This window comes from Nonomuraea sp. NPDC049129, from assembly GCF_040648495.1.
GTDB lineage: Bacteria > Actinomycetota > Actinomycetes > Streptosporangiales > Streptosporangiaceae > Nonomuraea.
In genome coordinates this window covers 17515-33164 of the sequence record NZ_JBEZDU010000039.1, presented here as the reverse complement: position 1 = coordinate 33164, position 15650 = coordinate 17515, and the positions used below count along the sequence as shown (strand labels likewise).

Genomic DNA, 15650 nt, shown 5'->3' with positions numbered 1-15650 from the left:
GCTTGTGCCTGACGTAACGTGAGGGTTCATGGTGGGGGTCATGAGCTTTTCCGTGGGGCAGGTGTCCAGGCTGGCCGGTGTCACCGTGCGGACGCTGCATCACTATGACGACATCGGCCTGCTCAGTCCGGGTGAGCGGACGGCGGCCGGTTACCGGCGTTACACCGAGGCGGATCTGGTCAGGCTGCAGCAAGTGCTGCTGTATCGGGAGCTGGGTTTCGCGCTGGAGGAGGTGGCCGTCATTCTGGACGAGCCGCGTGCCGATGAGCTGACGCATCTGCGCCGCCAGCATGAGTTGCTGGTGCGTAGGTCCGAGCGGCTGAGTGAGGTGATCGCCGCGGTGGAGCGGGCGATGCAGGCTCATACGATGAGCGTCGCGCTGAGTCCGGCCGAACGGCTGGAGGTGTCCGGCGGTTTCCGGCCGGAGGATCACGAGGCGGAGGTGGAGCGGCGCTGGGGCGGCGGTGAGCGGTATGAGCAGAGCCGGCGCCGCGTCGCCGCCTGCACCAAAGCCGACTGGGTGCGGCTCAAGGCCGAGGCGGCGGCGGTCGTGGAGGATCTGGCGGCCTGTTTCCGCTTGGCCATCGCCGCCAACGCCCGCCGCTGAAGGCCGGTGTCGGAGCTCAGCCCGAGCTCGCTCTCGGGCGGCCCTTGCGGCGGATCTTGATGTCGCGCATGTCCGTGACCGCGACGCGCAGCACGTGGTAGGGGTGTCCGTGGGCGTCCAGGGCGGCCATCGCGGCCGCGGTGGCCTCGTGCTCGCCGTCGTCGGGGCCCGCGGGGATCTGGCAGCGGAAGGTGAAGGCCGACACGCTCTGGTCGTGGGTGAAGGTCCCGGCCTCGGTGAAGGCGGCGCCTGCCGCGGCCCGTACGGCCTCACGCGTGGCCTCGTCCAGGCCCTGGAAGGTGCCGCGGATCGTCACTCTGAACATGGGTCAGTCCTTACGTGTGGCGTAGGTACGAAGACGGTCTCCGAGCAGGTCCTCGTAGACGTCGATGAGTTCCAGCACGGCCGCGGCGATGGCGTCGGGGCTCTGTCCTGCCGCGGTCCGTTTGCCGATCTCGGCGTAGACCAGCGCGTGGAAGCCGCCGATGTGCCAGGCCACCATGGCGGGCAGGGGGTCGCCGGGCGCGGCGCCGCTCTCCTCGGCCAGGACGGCGGCCAGTTCGTCGGTCATCTGCCGGCCGAGGTCGCCCAGGCGGGCGGTGAGGGTGGGGGCGGCGCTCATCATGTCGAAGACGCGGCCGAAGCCGTCGGTCAGGCCGAGCTTGCGTTCGCGCCGCCGTACCTCCTGGCGCAGGTGTTCCAGGACGGCGGGGACGGCGGCCTGGCCGGCGGGGCGGTGGCGCACGATGTCGGCCAGGCGCTGGGGTGAGGCCTCCTCGGGCGGCAGGACGAGGTCTTCCTTGGTCTGGAAGTAGTTGTAGACGGTGTTGACGGACACCTCGGCCGCCGCGGCGACTTCGGCGATGGTGACGTGGTCGAAGCCGCGTTCGACGAACAGGGCGGTGGCCACGTCGCGGATGCGGTGGCGGGTCTGCTGCTTCTTGCGTTCCCGCAAGCCCTCGGTCATGCCGAATAGCTTAACTCAACTCCAAACTTTAAGTCGATTGCAATTTTGGAGTGGAGTGTGGTTCTATCGGCGGCATGCCTGAACCAGCCATCCACGTCCGGGGCCTGGCCCGTACCTTCACCCTGGCCAAAGGCCCCGTCCACGCCGTACGCGGCATCGACCTGACCGTGCGGCGCGGCGAGATCCTCGGCTTCCTCGGCCCGAACGGCGCCGGCAAGACCACCACCGTCCGCATGCTCACCACCCTCCTGCCGCCCAGCGGCGGCCACGCCGAGGTGGCCGGGCACGACCTGCTCGCCGACCCCGCCGGAGTACGCCGCCGCATCGGCTACGTCGCCCAGTCCGGCGGCCTCGACCCCGGCTGCGGCGTACGCGAGGAGCTCATCACCCAGGGCCGGCTGCACCGCCTGACCAAAAGCCAGGCCGGCGAGCGGGCCGAGGAGCTGGCCCGCGACCTGGCTCTGGTGGAGCTGATGGACCGGCCGAGCGCCGCCCTGTCCGGTGGCCAGCGCCGCCGGCTGGAGATCGCGCTCGGCCTGGTCAACCGGCCGCAGGTGCTCTTCCTCGACGAGCCGAGCACCGGCCTGGACCCCGGTAGCCGCGCCGAGCTGTGGGAGCTGGTGCGCCGCATCCGCGCCGAGCACGGCACGACGGTCTTCCTGACCACCCACTACCTAGACGAGGCCGACGCGCTCGCCGACCGCATCGTCGTCGTGGACGCCGGAGCGGTCGTCGCCGAAGGCACCCCCGCCGAGCTCAAGTCCCGCCACACCGGCGATCCGGCCGCCAGCCTGCAGGAGGCCTTCCTGGCCATCACCGGCCGCACCACCGCCGGCGAACCCCTGTCCATCTAGTAGACCCACAGGAATACGGACCCCTCATGACCCTCCTCGCCGACACCGGCATCATCTTCGGCCGCTACCTGCGCGCCACGCTGCGCTCCACGACCAGCCTTTGGTTCGGCATGCTGCAGCCGCTGCTGTTCCTGGCGCTGTTCGGCCCGCTGCTGACCAGGCTCGACCTCGGCGTGGGCGGATCGTCCTGGCAGGCGCTGGTGCCCGGCGTACTGGTGCAGCTCGCCCTGCTCGGCGGCTCGTTCGTCGGGCTCGGCCTGCTGATGGACCGCAACCTCGGCGTCATCGACCGCATGCGCGTCACCCCCGTCCACCCGCTGGCCCTGCTGCTGGGCCGCACGCTGCGCGACGTCGTGCAACTGCTGGCCCAGTCGATCCTGCTCGTCGGGCTCGGCCTGGCCTTCGGGCTGCGCGCCCCGCTGGCCGGGATCGTGCTGGGCCTGGCCTTCGTCGCCGTCCTGGCCGCCGCCCTGTCAGCCCTGTCCTACGGGCTGGCCATGAACGTCGCCACGCCGCCGGAGTTCGCGGCCATCGCCAACACCGCCGGCATGCCGCTCATGCTGCTGTCGGGCCTGCTGCTGCCGATGAGCCTGGCGCCGGGCTGGCTCGACGCCGCCTCCCGCGTGGTGCCCCTGCGCTACACCGTCGACGCGGTACGGCAGGTCTTCCAGGGCCACTACGCCAACGCCACCGTCCTGACCGGCGCCGCCGTCACCGTGGCCCTGGCGGCCGTGTGCGTGTTCGGCGGCGCCCGCCTGTTCGGCCGTAGGCGGGCCTGAGCGGCGCTCAGGCGCCCAGGCCGAGAGCCGCCGCCGTCACCGCCCGGGCGCGGCGCGGCTCCAGCAGCAGGTCCACCGAGTCCGACAGCTGGTCCACGCACCCCACCACCGGCAACCCCCTGATCACCGGGTCCGACACCGATCCCAGCAGCGCCTGGACGAACCGGTCGCCGCCGATGACGCGGAAGGGCCGGTCGTGGAAGTCCCGTACCCGCTCATCCAGCGGCTCGGCCAGCGCCACCCGGTTCTGCAGCGCCGCCAGCCGCCCGTAGGCGGCGGCCAGCCCGTCCTCCCGCTCCCGCCATGACCGGGCGGCCACCGCCAGCCCCAGCGACTCCCCCAGCTCCGTCGAGCCGGGCATCCGCGCCAGGGCGCTGCCCAGCCATTTGGCGTAGGGCGGGTAGCGGCGGCGCAGCAGCAGCGCCAGCCGCATCACCTCCCGGCTCAGCCGTGCCCCCACGACGGCCGAGCCGAGCTCATCCCCCACCTCTCCCGACCGGCCGGGGAACGGCTCCTCCTGGGCGATGCGCCGCCACTGGCACGCCAATACGTACCGCCACACATCGCCCGGATACCAGCGCAGCGCCGCCCGGGCCTCCTCCAGCCCGCCCAGCCCGTCATGGAACACCTCCCCCAGCGTCACCTCCGCCAGGCTCTGCCACGGCACCGACAGCCAGTCCAGCAGCGACACCCCGCGCCGCGGGTCGAACCCCAGCCGCTCCACCAGCCACGCCTCCAGATCGGCGACCACCACGCCCGGCCGCCGGGCACCGTGGTAGTCGAACACCGTCTCCAGCCCCCGAAACCGCTCGGGCAGCCCGGCCAGCACCTGCGCCTCCACCTGCGCCACCCGCTCCGGCTCCACGAACACCAGCACCCGCGGGCCCCAGTCGTGATCGGCGGAGCGGCCCGTGTCGAAGGCCAGCACCTCCGAGCCCGGCCCGATCAGCGCGGCACTGTGCGGCACCCGCTCCACCAGCGGCGCCACCACCTCGGCATAAAAGTCTCGGGACAACTCGATACCAGGAACAAAATCGGACATCACACTGTCAACTGTGCCTGACGGCCTGCCGAACCTCATCCGATTTTCCGGCCACCCCGAATCCCGGCCCGGACGCCGCCTAGGGATAGCCCTGAGACCGCCACCGATGCGCCCCGCACCCGGCCCCGCTTACGTGGAAACGTCAGAATCCGTTCCCGCCAAAAGGGCTCAGCCATGGCATATCGCTGCTCCTTCGTCCCGCCCCACGTCCTCGACCACATCGCCAAGGTCCAGGCACAGCAGAGCGCCGAACCCTCACCGGCCCAGCGCTCAGCCGTCGTCTCCGCCCAGTTCCGCCGCGGCCGGCGCAGCACCGACGCCCTCCCCCTGGCCCAGCAGCGCATGACCGCCGAACCCGAAAGCGTCCCGCCGGGGCTCACCGTCCCCAAACCCGGCACCGGCGGACGCCTGGTCTACGACGACCTCAACCAGTGGACCTTCGACGTCACCTTCATCCGCGGCGAAGGAGACCCCGCCGTCGCCGCCCAGAACGCCAACGACGCCTACGACCGCCTCGGCACGGTACGCACCTACTACAAGGACCGGCTCGGCCGCGAGTCCATCGACAACGCCGGGCTCAACCTCGTCGCCAACGTCAACTTCGGCCTCGCCTTCGACAACGCCTTCTGGGACGACTCGGGCCTGCGCATGGTGTTCGGCAACGGCAGCGGTCAGGTCTTCAAGGACCTGACCGCCAGCATGGACGTGTGCGCCCACGAGCTCACCCACGGCGTCACCCAGTTCAGCGCCAACCTCAACTACACCAACGACCAGAGCGGCGCCCTGAACGAATCCTTCAGCGACATGCTCGGCACCGCCATCGACGCCTACGCGGGCGGCCAGGACGCCCACACCCACAACTGGCTCATCGGCGACGAGATCATGGCCGACGACCTGTACGGCGAGGCGCTGCGCAACATGGCCGAACCCGGCACCGCCTTCGACAACCCTCTGATGGGCCGCGACCCGCAACCTCGCGACATGTCCGGCTACTTCGAACCCGCCGACCCGCACATCATGTCCGGCATCACCAACCGCTGGTTCTACCTCATCAGCCAGGACCTCGGCCTCGACGCCGCCACCGTGATCATGTACCAGACGCTGCAGAACCTGTGGCCCAACGCCAAGTTCGCCGACGCCGCCACCGTCGCCGTCGCCCAGGCCCGCATCCTGGCCCGCGCCGGCCTCGTCCCCCGCCAGTCCCCTCAGACCGTCCGCAGCGCCGCCAGGCAGCAGGGATTCTGGTAACCCCCTGTGCACGGGTCCGGCGACAAGACTTGCCGCGAGGGTCGCGCGGCCAAGCCCGCCCGGACCCGTGCGGAGCCCCGTACCGTGGGGTGAACAGCCCGCCGGAAGGACGCAGATGCGTGTCACGCTCGAAACCAGCGGCGGCTTCACCGGCCTGCGCCGCACCGCCACCCTCGACACCGACCTGGACGAGGCCGTCGACGACCTGCTGCGGCACCTCCGCTCCGGCGCGGCCACCGAGCCGCCCGGATCGTCCCAGCCCCGCTACCGGCTGACCGTCCACCGCCCCACCGGCGACCAGGTCACCGAGCTAGCCGAGTCCGAGGTACCCGCCGCCCTGCGCCCCCTGCTCACCGAACTGCTCCGCCACGCCCGCCCATAAGGGCGCAAAACCCGCCGTTCCCGTACGGCAGCGGCCCCCTCGACAGGCCCGCTCTACACCACCTGCGAAGCCATGAGCGCGCGGCGCCGGTAGCCGATCCGCTCGTACACCCCGATCGCCGCCCGGTTGCCCTCATCCACCATCAGTGCCGCCCGGCCCCTCCCACCAGGTCGGCCTCACCCACCGGCCGATACGAGGGCCCCATCTCGCTCAGCGCGTGCCGTACCAGCCGCGTCGCGCATGCCGCGACAGCTCGGCGATCACAGAATCGAGCCCGGCTGGTAGGCCGCCGCCTCCGGATGGGCCGCCACGATCTCGCCCACCGACCGCGACACCGCCGCCACCTGCTCGGCCGCCGCGCCGGTGAACGAGACCCGGTCGGTCAGCAGCGCCGCCAGAGCGTCACGGTCCAGCGGGAAACGCTCATCGGCCGCCAGCCGGTCGAGAAGTTCGTTGGCCGCGCCGCGCGAGCGCATCGCCAGCGCCGAAGCCACGGCGTGCTCCTTGATCAGCTCGTGTGCCCGCTCCCGGCCCACCCCGGCGCGGACCGCCGCCATGAGCATCTTCGTCGTGGCCAGGAACGGCAGGTAGCGGTCCAGCTCCGCCGAGATCACCGCCGGGAACGCGCCGAACTCGTCCAGGACCGTCAGCATCGTCTCCACCAGCCCGTCGAAGGCGAAGAAGGCGTCCGGCAGCGCCACCCGGCGTACCACCGAGCACGACACATCGCCCTCGTTCCACTGATCGCCGGCCAGCTCGGCCACCATCGAGGCGTAACCGCGCAGCACCACCGTCAGGCCGTTCACCCGTTCGCAGGAGCGGGTGTTCATCTTGTGCGGCATCGCCGACGAGCCGACCTGTCCCTCCTTGAACCCCTCCGTCACCAGCTCGTGCCCGGCCATCAGCCGGATCGTCTTGGCCAGCGACGACGGCGAGGCCGCCAGCTGTACCAGCGCCGAGACGACCTCGAAGTCCAGCGAGCGCGGGTACACCTGGCCCACGCTGGTGAAACGCCGCTCGAACCCCAGGTGCGCGGCCACCCGGCCCTCCAGCTCCGCCAGCTTCGCGCGGTCGCCGTCCAGCAGGTCCAGCATGTCCTGGGCGGTGCCCACCGGTCCCTTGATGCCGCGCAGCGGGTAGCGGGCGATCAGCTCCTCCAGCCGGCCGAAGGCCACCAGCAGCTCATCGGCCGCCGAGGCGAACCGCTTGCCCAGCGTGGTGGCCTGCGCCGCCACGTTGTGCGAACGGCCCGCCACCACGGTCGCCTCATGCTCCTCGGCCAGCCGCGCCAGCCGGGCCAGCAACGCCACCACCCGGTCGCGTACCAGCAGGAGGCTGTCGCGTATCTGCAGCTGCTCGACGTTCTCGGTCAGGTCACGCGAGGTCATGCCCTTGTGGACCTGCTCGTGCCCGGCCAGCGCGTTGAACTCTTCGATGCGCGCCTTCACATCGTGGCGCGTCACCCGCTCCCGCGCGGCGATGGAGGCCAGATCGACCTGCTCGACCACTTTCTCGTAGTCGGCGACCGCCTCCTGCGGGACCGTGACCCCGAGCTCCGCCTGCGCCCGCAGCACCGCCAGCCACAGCCGCCGCTCGGCGACGACTTTGTACTCGGGGGACCACAACCGGGCCAGCTCCGCGGAGGCATAACGGGCGGCCAGGACATCAGGGATACGCGGCTTGGAAGTCACGTCGGACAAGTCTATTCACACAGCTCCGCCCGTACGGCACCAGGCCGTACGGGCGGAGCACCCCTCTGCGTTACGGGGTCGGAGCCAGAACCTTCGCCGCTTCTTTCTTCGGCTCGGCCGGCTTGCGGCGCAGCCGCTCCTTGGCCCGCTCCACCATCGTGTAGAGGGTCGGAACCAGGACGAGCGTCAGCAGGGTCGAGGTGATCAGCCCGCCGATGACCACGACCGCCAGCGGCTGGGAGATGAACCCGCCCTGCCCCGTCACGCCCAGCGCCATCGGCGTCAGCGCGCAGATCGTGGCCACCGCCGTCATCAGGATCGGCCGCAGCCTGCGCCGGCCGCCCTCGATCACGGCCTCGACGATCCCCAACCCCTGGGCGCGGTACTGGTTGATCAGGTCGATCAGCACGATCGCGTTGGTCACCACGATCCCGATCAGCATGAGCATGCCGATCAGGGCCGGCACGCCCATTGCCGTGTTGGTGGCCACCAGCAGCCCGACCGCGCCCGTCGCGGCGAACGGAATCGACACGAGCAAGATCAGCGGCTGCACGAAGCTGCGGAACGTCGCCACCATGATCATGAACACGATCGCGATGGCCGCCAGCATCGCCAGACCCAGATCCGCGAAGGCGTCCTGCTGATCGGCTGAGGCGCCGCCGATCTCGTAGGAGGCGCCCGAGGCGAGCGTGACGCCGTTCAGCTTCGTCGTCAGCGCCTGCGTCACGCTGCCCAGGTCCGAACCCGTCGCCTTGGCCGACACCGTCGCCGAGCGCTCACCGTCGATCCGGGTCACCTGCGTCGGCCCGGCCACCCGCTTGACATCCGCCACCGACGACAGCTTCACCAGGCCCGTCGCCGTGGCCAGCTTCAGCTTCTCGATCTCCTTGACGTCCTCGGGAGCCTCACCCACGCGCAGCACCAGGTCGCTGGCCCGCCCGTCCAGCGTCAGCTGACCCAGCGGCGCGCCGCGGAAGGCCTGCGCCACCGACTGGCCGATCTGCGCCTCCGACAGGCCCTTGGCGGCCGCCTTCTCCTTGTCGACCCGTACCTCGATCCGCGGGGCGCTGGCCTCCAGGTTCGACGACACATCACGCAGGCCCGAGACCTGGCCCATGGCCGTCTTGACCGCGTCGGCCGCGGTCTGCAGCGTCTCGGCGTCGGCCGCCTGCACGACCACGTCGATGGAGTCGGAGGAGAAGCCGCCGCCGCCCGAACCGCCGACCGTCACCTCACCGACGTCCGAAAGGCCGGTCAGCTTGTCGCGCAGCGTCTGCTCCACCGCCGGGGTGTCGGCGCCCTCCTTCAGCGTCAGCGAGTACGACGCGCGATCCGCGCCGCCACCGGCGCCGCCGCGCATCGCGTTGCCGCCGCCGACGTTCACCTGGTAGGTCTCCACGCCGTCCAGGCCGGCCAGGACGCCCTCCACCTTCTTGGCGGCCGCGTCCGTGGTGGCCAGGTCCGTGCCCACCGGCATCTTCTGCGACACCGAGATCGTGTTCTGGCCGGCGGAGTCCAGGAAGTTGGTCTGCAGCCTGCCCGCCAGTCCCAGCGTGCCGACCATCACCGCCAGGCCGATCAGGATCGTCACCAGCTTGAAGCGCGTCGCGAAGCGCAGCACCGGCAGATAGGCGCGCTGCAGCGGGCTGCGCAGCTCCTTGGCCTCGGCCGCCTCCCGCTGCGCCCGCGCCTCCTCCGGCGTCAGCGCCGGCGCCTTGAGGAACCAGTACGCCATCACCGGCACCACCGTCAGCGACACCACCAGCGAGGCCAGCAACGCCACCGCCACCGTGACCGCGAACGGGCCGAACAACTCACCCACCATGCCGCCGACCACCGCGATCGGCGCGAACACCGCCACCGTCGTCAGCGTCGAGGCCGTCACCGCGCCCGACACCTCGCGTACCGCCGACAAGATCGCCAACAGCTTCGCCTCGCCGTAGCCGAGATGGCGCTTGATGTTCTCCAGCACCACGATCGAGTCGTCCACCACCCGGCCGACCGCGATCGTCAGCGCGCCGAGGGTCAGCATGTTCAGCGAATAGTCGCCCGCCCACAACGCGATCAGCGCGATCACCACCGACAGCGGGATCGACACCGCCGTCACCAGCGTCGAGCGCACCGACAGCAGGAACACCAAGATGACCAGCACCGCGAACACCAGGCCCAGCAGGCCCTCGGTGGTCAGGCTCTCGATCGACTGCTGCACGTAGGGGGCCTGGTCGAAGACCACCTCCACGGCCGTCTCCGACGAGTCGCCCAGCGAGCGGCCCAGGTCGGGCAGCTTCTCGCGGATCGCGTTGGAGATCGACACCGCGTTGCCGTCGGGCATCATCGTCACCGACACGCCCAGGCTGGTCCGGCCGTCGGTACGGGTGATCGTCGTCGCCTCGGCCAGGCCGCGGGTGATATCGGCCACCGAACCCAGCTTCACCGGCTTGAGCGGCTTGGGCTGCGCGAGCGCGGTCGTCTGCGCCGGACGGCCGCCCGGCTGCTGCTGCCCGCCCGGCCGGCCCTGCTGCGGCTGCGCCTGCGGCTGTGCTTGGGCCGGGGTGGCCTGCGGCTGGGCCGGAGTCAGGTACAGGTCCTTCAGCTTGTCGATCGAATCGACCCGCTCGCCCACCTGCACCGTGAGCGAGGAGGAGCCGGAGTTCAGCGTGCCCGCCGGGATCGGCGTCCCGTTGGCCTTGAGCACGTCCGGGATCTGCGCCGCCGACACCCCGGCCAGCGCCATCTTCTTCAGGTCCGGCTTGATCGTGACGACCTCGTCACGGGTGCCGGTGACCGTCGCCTCCCGTACGCCCTTCACGGCCTGCAGTTCCGGCACCATGATCTGGCGCAGCTTGTCGGCCATCGCCCGCTCATCGCCGCCGTCGCCCACCGCCAGCACCAGCACCGGAATGTCATCGGTGTTACCCGCGACCACCTGGGGTTCCACACCGGAGGGCAACTGCGGCTGCACCCGGCTGACCGCCTGCTGCATCTTGCTGATCGACGCCTCGATGTCGGTGCCGAAGGCGAAGGCCACCTGAACCTGGGTCATGCCCTCCTTGGAGGTGGAGGTCATCTGCTCCATGCCGTCAATCCCCTGGAAGGAGTCCTCCAGCGGCTTGGTCACCTGGTCTTCCACGATCTCGGGCGAAGCCCCGGGATAGGAGGCGATCACGAACGCGCCGGGGAACGACAGCGACGGCAGCAACTGCTGCTTGAGCTGCGGGATCGTGAACGCGCCGAACGCGGTGATCACGATCGAAAGTAAGATCACGAGGCTGCGGTTGGCAAGACTCAACCGGGCGAATGCGGTCATGAGCGTCCCTTCAGAATTCGCCCCAGACTAACACTTCGCCTTGTACGAATATTTAAGCCGCCTTGGCTTTCCTGATAACCTTCTCAGGAAGCGAGAGGTGAGTGTGGACGACGAACGCGAAGACCTGATCCGCCGGATCACCGAGACCCAGCGCGGCCTCGGGCGGGCCCTCAGCCAGACCCAGTCCGCCTTATTCACCTCCAACCTCACCATGCGGCAACTCAAGGTTGTCATGCTGCTGTCGCACACCGGTTCGGCCTCCGGGCAGGAGCTGGCCCACGACCTCGGCGTCGGCCTGGGCACCGTGACCGGCATCGTCGACCGGCTGGTCAGCCATGGGCTGGTCAGCCGGCGCGAAGACCCCCACGATCGGCGCGTGCGCCGGGTCGAGCTGACGGACGCGGGCGCCAAGCTCCTGGCCGAGATCAACGATGTCGGTCTCGACCACTACCGGCGCATCATGGACCACCTCGACACCGAGACCCTGCGCTGCCTGCTACAGGTGACCACCCGCGTCCGCGAGGTCGCCGACCAGCTCTACCCGTGACCCTCCGTAAGCCCCTAGCCTCTAAATGAGAGTATTTATTCGATTATGTGTTTGGGTTTTTGCCCCGCCCGGACGCCTTTACAAAGTAGATTTTTTGGACATGCGGGACAAGACCGGCGGCAGGTCGTTCTCGTGGGTGATCGTCAGGCGGCGGGTGGCCCTGGTCACCGCCACATACAGGTCCTGGCCGCCCATCGGTGACTGCGCCATGATGGCCGCCGGCTCCACCACGACGACGGCGTCGAACTCCAGCCCCTTGCACTGGGTCACCGTCAGCACCACCACGGGCGCCTCCAGATCGCCGCCATCCGGCAGCAGCGCCGCCACCCGCGCATGAGCGGCGTCCGGGGTGATGACGGCCAGGCGGCCCTCACCGATCAGCGCCAGTTCCTCGGCCACCAGCGCGGGCAGCCCGGCCAGGCCCGTACGGACCGCGCGGGGCTCGGCCTCCCCGTCCCTGACCGACTCCGGCACGCTCTGGGACGGATCGACCACACGCAGGACGTCGGCCGCGACCCGCATGATCTCCGCCGGCGTCCGGTAGTTGACCAGCAGCCGCTCCTCCCGCCAGCGGCCACGCAGATAAGGGTCCAGCGCCTCGCCCCAGGAGCGTGCGCCCGCCGCCGAACCCGTCTGGGCGATGTCGCCCACCACCGTCAGCGAGCGGGCCGGAACCCGGCGCATGACCATCCGCCACGCCATCGCCGACAACTCCTGCGCCTCGTCCACGATCACGTGACCGTAGGCCCACTGGCGGTCGGCCGCGGCCCGCTCGGCGGTGCTCAGGTCCAGGCCGGTGTCGGCGTGGCGATCGGCCAGGACGTCGGCCCGGTCGAAGATGCCCTCCTCCAGCAGGCCGGTGCTCTCCAGCACCTCCCGGGCGTAGCGCTCCTGCTCCTCCCACTCGCCCTCGGCCTGCCGCGACGCCGACCGGTCGGCCGAGTCGTCCTCGCCCAGCAGTTCGGCCGCCTCATCCAGCAGCGGGACGTCGCCGATCGTCCACGGCGAGCCCGCCGGCCGTACCAGCGCCTGCCACTCCAGTCCCGGAGGCGAGACCTGCCACAGCGTTTCCGGGGAGGCCAGCAACTCCCCGATCAGGCGCTGCGGCGTCAGCTCCGGCCACAGCCCCTCCACCGCCTCGTATATCGCAGGCTCCTGCCACAGCCGCGCGGAGGCCAGCGTGAGATCGACCTCGTCCAGATCGCGCTCCAGATCCAGTGGCTCGGCCAGCTCCGGATCCTCGAACTCCATCTCCGCCAGCCGCAGCGCCTCCTCCACCGCCCGCGCCTCGGCCCGCGCCAGCTCCTTCAGCACTTCGGTGACGAACAGCTTGCGCGCCATGTTGTGCGGCAACCGCACCGCCCGCGCCCGCTCCCGCAACGCCACGCACACCGCGCGCGGCACCCGCAGCACCCGGCCGTCCAGCAGCACCTCCAGATCGCCCTCGGGCAGGCGCTGCCGCTCACGCACCGCCGCCGCCACCACCTCGGCCATCCGCGTGTCGCCCTTGACCACCGCCGCCCGCGGCCCGTCGACGTCGACCGCGCGCACCCCGGGGAACAACTCCCCCACCGTCGACATCACCACCTGCGTCTCACCCAGCGCCGGCAGCACCTGGCCGATGTAGCGCAGGAACATCGGATTGGGCCCCACCACCAGCACCCCCCGCCGCTCCAGCGTGTCGCGGTGGGTGTAGAGAAGGTAGGCGGCGCGGTGCAGCGCCGCGACCGTCTTGCCGGTGCCGGGGCCGCCCTGCACCACCAGCGCCCCCTGCAGAGAGGCGCGGATCACCCGGTCCTGCTCGGTCTGGATGGTGGCCACCACGTCACCCATCCGCCCCGTGCGGCCCCGGCGCAGCGCCGCCAGCAGCGCCGCCTCGCCGACCAGCGTGCGGCGCTCGCCCTCGCTCATGCGCTCCAGGTCGAACACCTCGTCATCCAGGCCCACCACCGTGCGCTCGCGGGTGTGCAGGTGACGGCGGCGCAGCAGGGCGCCCGGATCGCTGGCCGTGGCCACGTAGAACGGGCGGGCCGCCGGGGCGCGCCAGTCGATCAGCACCGATTCGTGCCCCTCATCGCGCAGCCCGATCCGGCCGATGTAGGTGGTCTCGCCGCCGCTGTCGTCGATCCGGCCGAAGCACAGCCCGCGCTCGACCCCGTCCAGCTGCGCCAGCCGCCGCGCCTGCTCCGAGGCGCTCACCTCACGCTCGACCCTGGCCTGGCGGGTGCCCAGCGCGCCACCCCGGCCGTACACCTCACGCAGCACCGCCCGCGCCCGCTCACGCGCCGCGTCGAGTCTGCCGTAGAGCATGGACACCGTCCCCTGCTCGACGTCAAGGGCTTCCGCGAGAGCATCTTGACGATTAGCCATTCGCTGGTATACTCCTAACGGGAGGCTTGTATATAGCTTTGGCTTGAAATGCCAAGTAAGTGAGCGTACCGCCCCTCCCGCCTTCCCGCAACCGCCTCGCCGGCCGGCATCGCGCCCGTCGCCGGGCACATCGACGCCCATGGCGGCCCCGAGCAGGCCGCCACCGCAGAGGTCACCGAGGAGGTCGGCCTGACCGTAACCCGCCTCCACCTGCTGCACCAGGGCTGGCGGTCCAACCGGTGCCGCAGACCCACCGGCGGCACCGTCGGCCACCAGTGGACGATCTTCGAGACCCAGACCTCCGGGCAACTCCACCCCTCGGCCCGCGAGGTGCGCGCCCCCCGATGGGTGCACCCCGACGAGCTCCAGCAGTACGCCCAGCGCACCGCCGCCTTCGCCGGACAGATCACCGCAGCTGAGTCCGCGGCCCGGCCGGGACTGGAACCGGTCTGGGTCCGCTTCCTCCACGACCTGCAACTCGTCGCCATGCCCGGCGAGGCGCTCGACCGGATCGACGATGTGATCTGACCATGTCCCTCAGCCGATGGTCAGTGCGCCCCGACAGCGCGAGCGGCCACCAGCCGGGCTACGTGCGCCCGGATCCGGTCGCGATCCTCGGGAAACACCGACCCCCACTCCTCATCGAGGGCGAACCAGCGCGGCGGCTGCCCGCTCTCCCCGCTCAGCGGCGCATCGAGACCGACGATCGCGGCGTACGACAGGCCCAGCGTCGGCGACCAGTCCGAGCGGTAGGAACGCACGCAGACCGCGGCCGGCACCTCCAGCAGTTCCACGTGCAGCCCGGTCTCCTCCACCAGTTCGCGTGCTGCCGCGGCGCGGGGGGTCTCTCCCGGCTCGACCTTGCCACCGGGCGGCACAGAGCCGCGCACCCTGTGCTTAACCAGCAGAATGTGCCCGAAGCCTGGATCACTCACCCAGACATCCGCCGCCAGCGGCTCCATCGGGTGCCGACGCGCCTGCTCCAGCCAAGCCCGCGCGCCGTCGAATTCGCCAGGCCGACATCGACGGCCGCGGCATCCAAGATCGTCTCTTCGTCCTCGCGGTGGATCACCCGCACACCGTATGCCGCCACCTCCGTACGGGATGCCAGCCACCGAACGAACACGGAACCGGAAAGGCAGGTCCACCATGCATCGTGAAGCGACCACACGCGGGCCTGGGTCGTCTTGGGCGGAATCCACCTGCTCAACCAGACCACGCCGCGCCGACCGGACGACCCCATCGTCCTGGTCCAGGTCCCACCCCAGGAAGCGAGCGCTTCCCCAACTACCACCGTTGTCGTCCGCTGGGACGCGCTCGGCCTCTGCCCTGTCCGCCCGCTGACCGCCTCCGGCGACACGCTCGCACCGGACCGCGATATTGACGGCAGTGTCCTCTTCCCCGACGCCATCGCCGGTCCCGATCTGATGGCGATGGCCGGCCCCACCGTGGCTCCCGGCCTCGTAGCGCTGTGCTACCTGGCGCAGCACACCGGCGGCTACCACGTCTTCGCCCAGATCCGCTTCCACCCTGAGGATGCCTGCTTCATCCGCATCACCCCCAGGCCGGTTGGCGATGGGCCGGTGGAGGCTCTGCGCTGGCTGCCCCCCGCACTCAAGGCCCACGCCTGCGCGGCGCTCCGCCTGAACAACCGTAAGCGGTACTTCCAGACTCACTTCGCCGGGACCGAGTTGGAGTACAAGTTCAACCTGACGCCGGGAACGGGCATCTGGGTGGCCGCCATGGAGTTGCTGAAGGCTCTGCGTCACGGCGTCCTGGACGGCTGCCAGCCGGAGTACCGGAATGAGTTCCAGATCTACTTCACCGAAAACCACCTCTTCGACCTTCATCCAGAC

At 70.5% G+C, this 15650-nt stretch carries 15 protein-coding genes; 7 read left to right on the top strand and 8 right to left on the bottom strand.

Features of this window, described 5'->3' with window-relative positions:
• Nucleotides 1–40 precede the first annotated feature (40 nt).
• A complete protein-coding gene (locus AB0B64_RS55990) occupies nt 41–607 on the top strand; it encodes a MerR family transcriptional regulator (RefSeq protein ID WP_358203475.1) in 567 nt (188 codons plus the stop codon).
• A 16-nt stretch (nt 608–623) separates the two neighbouring features.
• On the opposite strand, the gene AB0B64_RS55985 is transcribed toward AB0B64_RS55990, so the two are convergent.
• Both AB0B64_RS55985 and AB0B64_RS55980 read right to left on the bottom strand, forming a co-directional pair.
• A complete protein-coding gene (locus AB0B64_RS55985) occupies nt 624–932 on the bottom strand; it encodes a DUF6204 family protein (RefSeq protein WP_357956798.1) in 309 nt (102 codons plus the stop codon).
• Nucleotides 933–935: 3 nt separating this feature from the next.
• Complete coding sequence (locus tag AB0B64_RS55980; protein ID WP_357956796.1) at nt 936–1574, bottom strand: TetR/AcrR family transcriptional regulator; 639 nt, start codon at nt 1572–1574, stop codon at nt 936–938.
• Between the two features lie 74 nt (nt 1575–1648).
• On the opposite strand from AB0B64_RS55980, the gene AB0B64_RS55975 reads away from it, so the two are divergent.
• A complete protein-coding gene (locus AB0B64_RS55975) occupies nt 1649–2428 on the top strand; it encodes an ATP-binding cassette domain-containing protein (RefSeq protein WP_357956794.1) in 780 nt (259 codons plus the stop codon).
• A gap of 26 nt (nt 2429–2454) precedes the next feature.
• Nucleotides 2455–3207: an ABC transporter permease gene (locus AB0B64_RS55970; RefSeq protein WP_357956792.1), complete on the top strand. Its 753-nt coding sequence runs from the start codon at nt 2455–2457 to the stop codon at nt 3205–3207.
• Nucleotides 3208–3214: 7 nt separating this feature from the next.
• Here AB0B64_RS55970 and AB0B64_RS55965 read toward each other — a convergent pair whose 3' ends face one another.
• Nucleotides 3215–4249 (bottom strand): DUF4037 domain-containing protein, encoded by a 1035-nt coding sequence (locus AB0B64_RS55965; RefSeq protein WP_358203468.1) that lies wholly within the window; start codon nt 4247–4249, stop codon nt 3215–3217.
• A 174-nt stretch (nt 4250–4423) separates the two neighbouring features.
• Here AB0B64_RS55965 and AB0B64_RS55960 point away from each other — a divergent pair, with 174 nt between their 5' ends.
• Together AB0B64_RS55960 and AB0B64_RS55955 are read left to right on the top strand one after the other, a co-directional pair.
• Nucleotides 4424–5497, top strand: a complete 1074-nt coding sequence (locus AB0B64_RS55960) for a M4 family metallopeptidase (protein ID WP_358203465.1) — start codon at nt 4424–4426, stop codon at nt 5495–5497.
• A gap of 115 nt (nt 5498–5612) precedes the next feature.
• Nucleotides 5613–5879 carry a protealysin inhibitor emfourin gene (locus AB0B64_RS55955; RefSeq protein WP_358203457.1) on the top strand — a complete coding sequence of 89 codons (267 nt, stop codon included), beginning with the start codon at nt 5613–5615 and terminating at the stop codon, nt 5877–5879.
• Between the two features lie 260 nt (nt 5880–6139).
• On the opposite strand, the gene purB is transcribed toward AB0B64_RS55955, so the two are convergent.
• Together purB and AB0B64_RS55945 are read right to left on the bottom strand one after the other, a co-directional pair.
• A complete protein-coding gene (gene purB, locus AB0B64_RS55950; protein WP_357956784.1) occupies nt 6140–7570 on the bottom strand; it encodes an adenylosuccinate lyase in 1431 nt (476 codons plus the stop codon).
• A gap of 70 nt (nt 7571–7640) precedes the next feature.
• Nucleotides 7641–10877, bottom strand: coding sequence for an efflux RND transporter permease subunit (locus tag AB0B64_RS55945; RefSeq protein ID WP_358203448.1), 3237 nt, complete (start codon nt 10875–10877; stop codon nt 7641–7643).
• Between the two features lie 97 nt (nt 10878–10974).
• Here AB0B64_RS55945 and AB0B64_RS55940 point away from each other — a divergent pair, with 97 nt between their 5' ends.
• On the top strand, nt 10975–11424 hold the full coding sequence (locus AB0B64_RS55940; protein WP_357956780.1) for a MarR family transcriptional regulator: 450 nt from the start codon (nt 10975–10977) through the stop codon (nt 11422–11424).
• Nucleotides 11425–11502: 78 nt separating this feature from the next.
• Here AB0B64_RS55940 and AB0B64_RS55935 read toward each other — a convergent pair whose 3' ends face one another.
• The gene (locus AB0B64_RS55935; RefSeq protein WP_358203441.1) at nt 11503–13794 is read right to left on the bottom strand and encodes an ATP-binding domain-containing protein; all 2292 of its coding nucleotides are present in this window, start codon (nt 13792–13794) and stop codon (nt 11503–11505) included.
• 108 nt (nt 13795–13902) lie between these two features.
• Here AB0B64_RS55935 and AB0B64_RS55930 point away from each other — a divergent pair, with 108 nt between their 5' ends.
• Nucleotides 13903–14322 carry an NUDIX hydrolase gene (locus AB0B64_RS55930; RefSeq protein ID WP_357957081.1) on the top strand — a complete coding sequence of 140 codons (420 nt, stop codon included), beginning with the start codon at nt 13903–13905 and terminating at the stop codon, nt 14320–14322.
• A gap of 20 nt (nt 14323–14342) precedes the next feature.
• Here AB0B64_RS55930 and AB0B64_RS55925 read toward each other — a convergent pair whose 3' ends face one another.
• Both AB0B64_RS55925 and AB0B64_RS55920 read right to left on the bottom strand, forming a co-directional pair.
• Nucleotides 14343–14729, bottom strand: a complete 387-nt coding sequence (locus AB0B64_RS55925; RefSeq protein WP_358203433.1) for an NUDIX hydrolase — start codon at nt 14727–14729, stop codon at nt 14343–14345.
• Complete coding sequence (locus AB0B64_RS55920) at nt 14726–14866, bottom strand: hypothetical protein (RefSeq protein ID WP_358203426.1); 141 nt, start codon at nt 14864–14866, stop codon at nt 14726–14728. The genes AB0B64_RS55925 and AB0B64_RS55920 overlap by 4 nt, the downstream gene beginning before the upstream one ends.
• Between the last annotated feature and the right edge of the window lie 784 nt (nt 14867–15650).

Coding starts and splice junctions, on each gene's coding strand:
- AB0B64_RS55935 (WP_358203441.1), bottom strand. CDS start 13,794: ATGGCTAATCGTCAAGATGCTCTCGCGGAAGCCCTTGACGTCGAGCAG.
- AB0B64_RS55985 (WP_357956798.1), bottom strand. CDS start 932: ATGTTCAGAGTGACGATCCGCGGCACCTTCCAGGGCCTGGACGAGGCC.
- AB0B64_RS55955 (WP_358203457.1), top strand. CDS start 5,613: ATGCGTGTCACGCTCGAAACCAGCGGCGGCTTCACCGGCCTGCGCCGC.
- AB0B64_RS55990 (WP_358203475.1), top strand. CDS start 41: ATGAGCTTTTCCGTGGGGCAGGTGTCCAGGCTGGCCGGTGTCACCGTG.
- AB0B64_RS55970 (WP_357956792.1), top strand. CDS start 2,455: ATGACCCTCCTCGCCGACACCGGCATCATCTTCGGCCGCTACCTGCGC.
- AB0B64_RS55945 (WP_358203448.1), bottom strand. CDS start 10,877: ATGACCGCATTCGCCCGGTTGAGTCTTGCCAACCGCAGCCTCGTGATC.
- AB0B64_RS55960 (WP_358203465.1), top strand. CDS start 4,424: ATGGCATATCGCTGCTCCTTCGTCCCGCCCCACGTCCTCGACCACATC.
- AB0B64_RS55965 (WP_358203468.1), bottom strand. CDS start 4,249: ATGTCCGATTTTGTTCCTGGTATCGAGTTGTCCCGAGACTTTTATGCC.
- AB0B64_RS55975 (WP_357956794.1), top strand. CDS start 1,649: ATGCCTGAACCAGCCATCCACGTCCGGGGCCTGGCCCGTACCTTCACC.
- AB0B64_RS55980 (WP_357956796.1), bottom strand. CDS start 1,574: ATGACCGAGGGCTTGCGGGAACGCAAGAAGCAGCAGACCCGCCACCGC.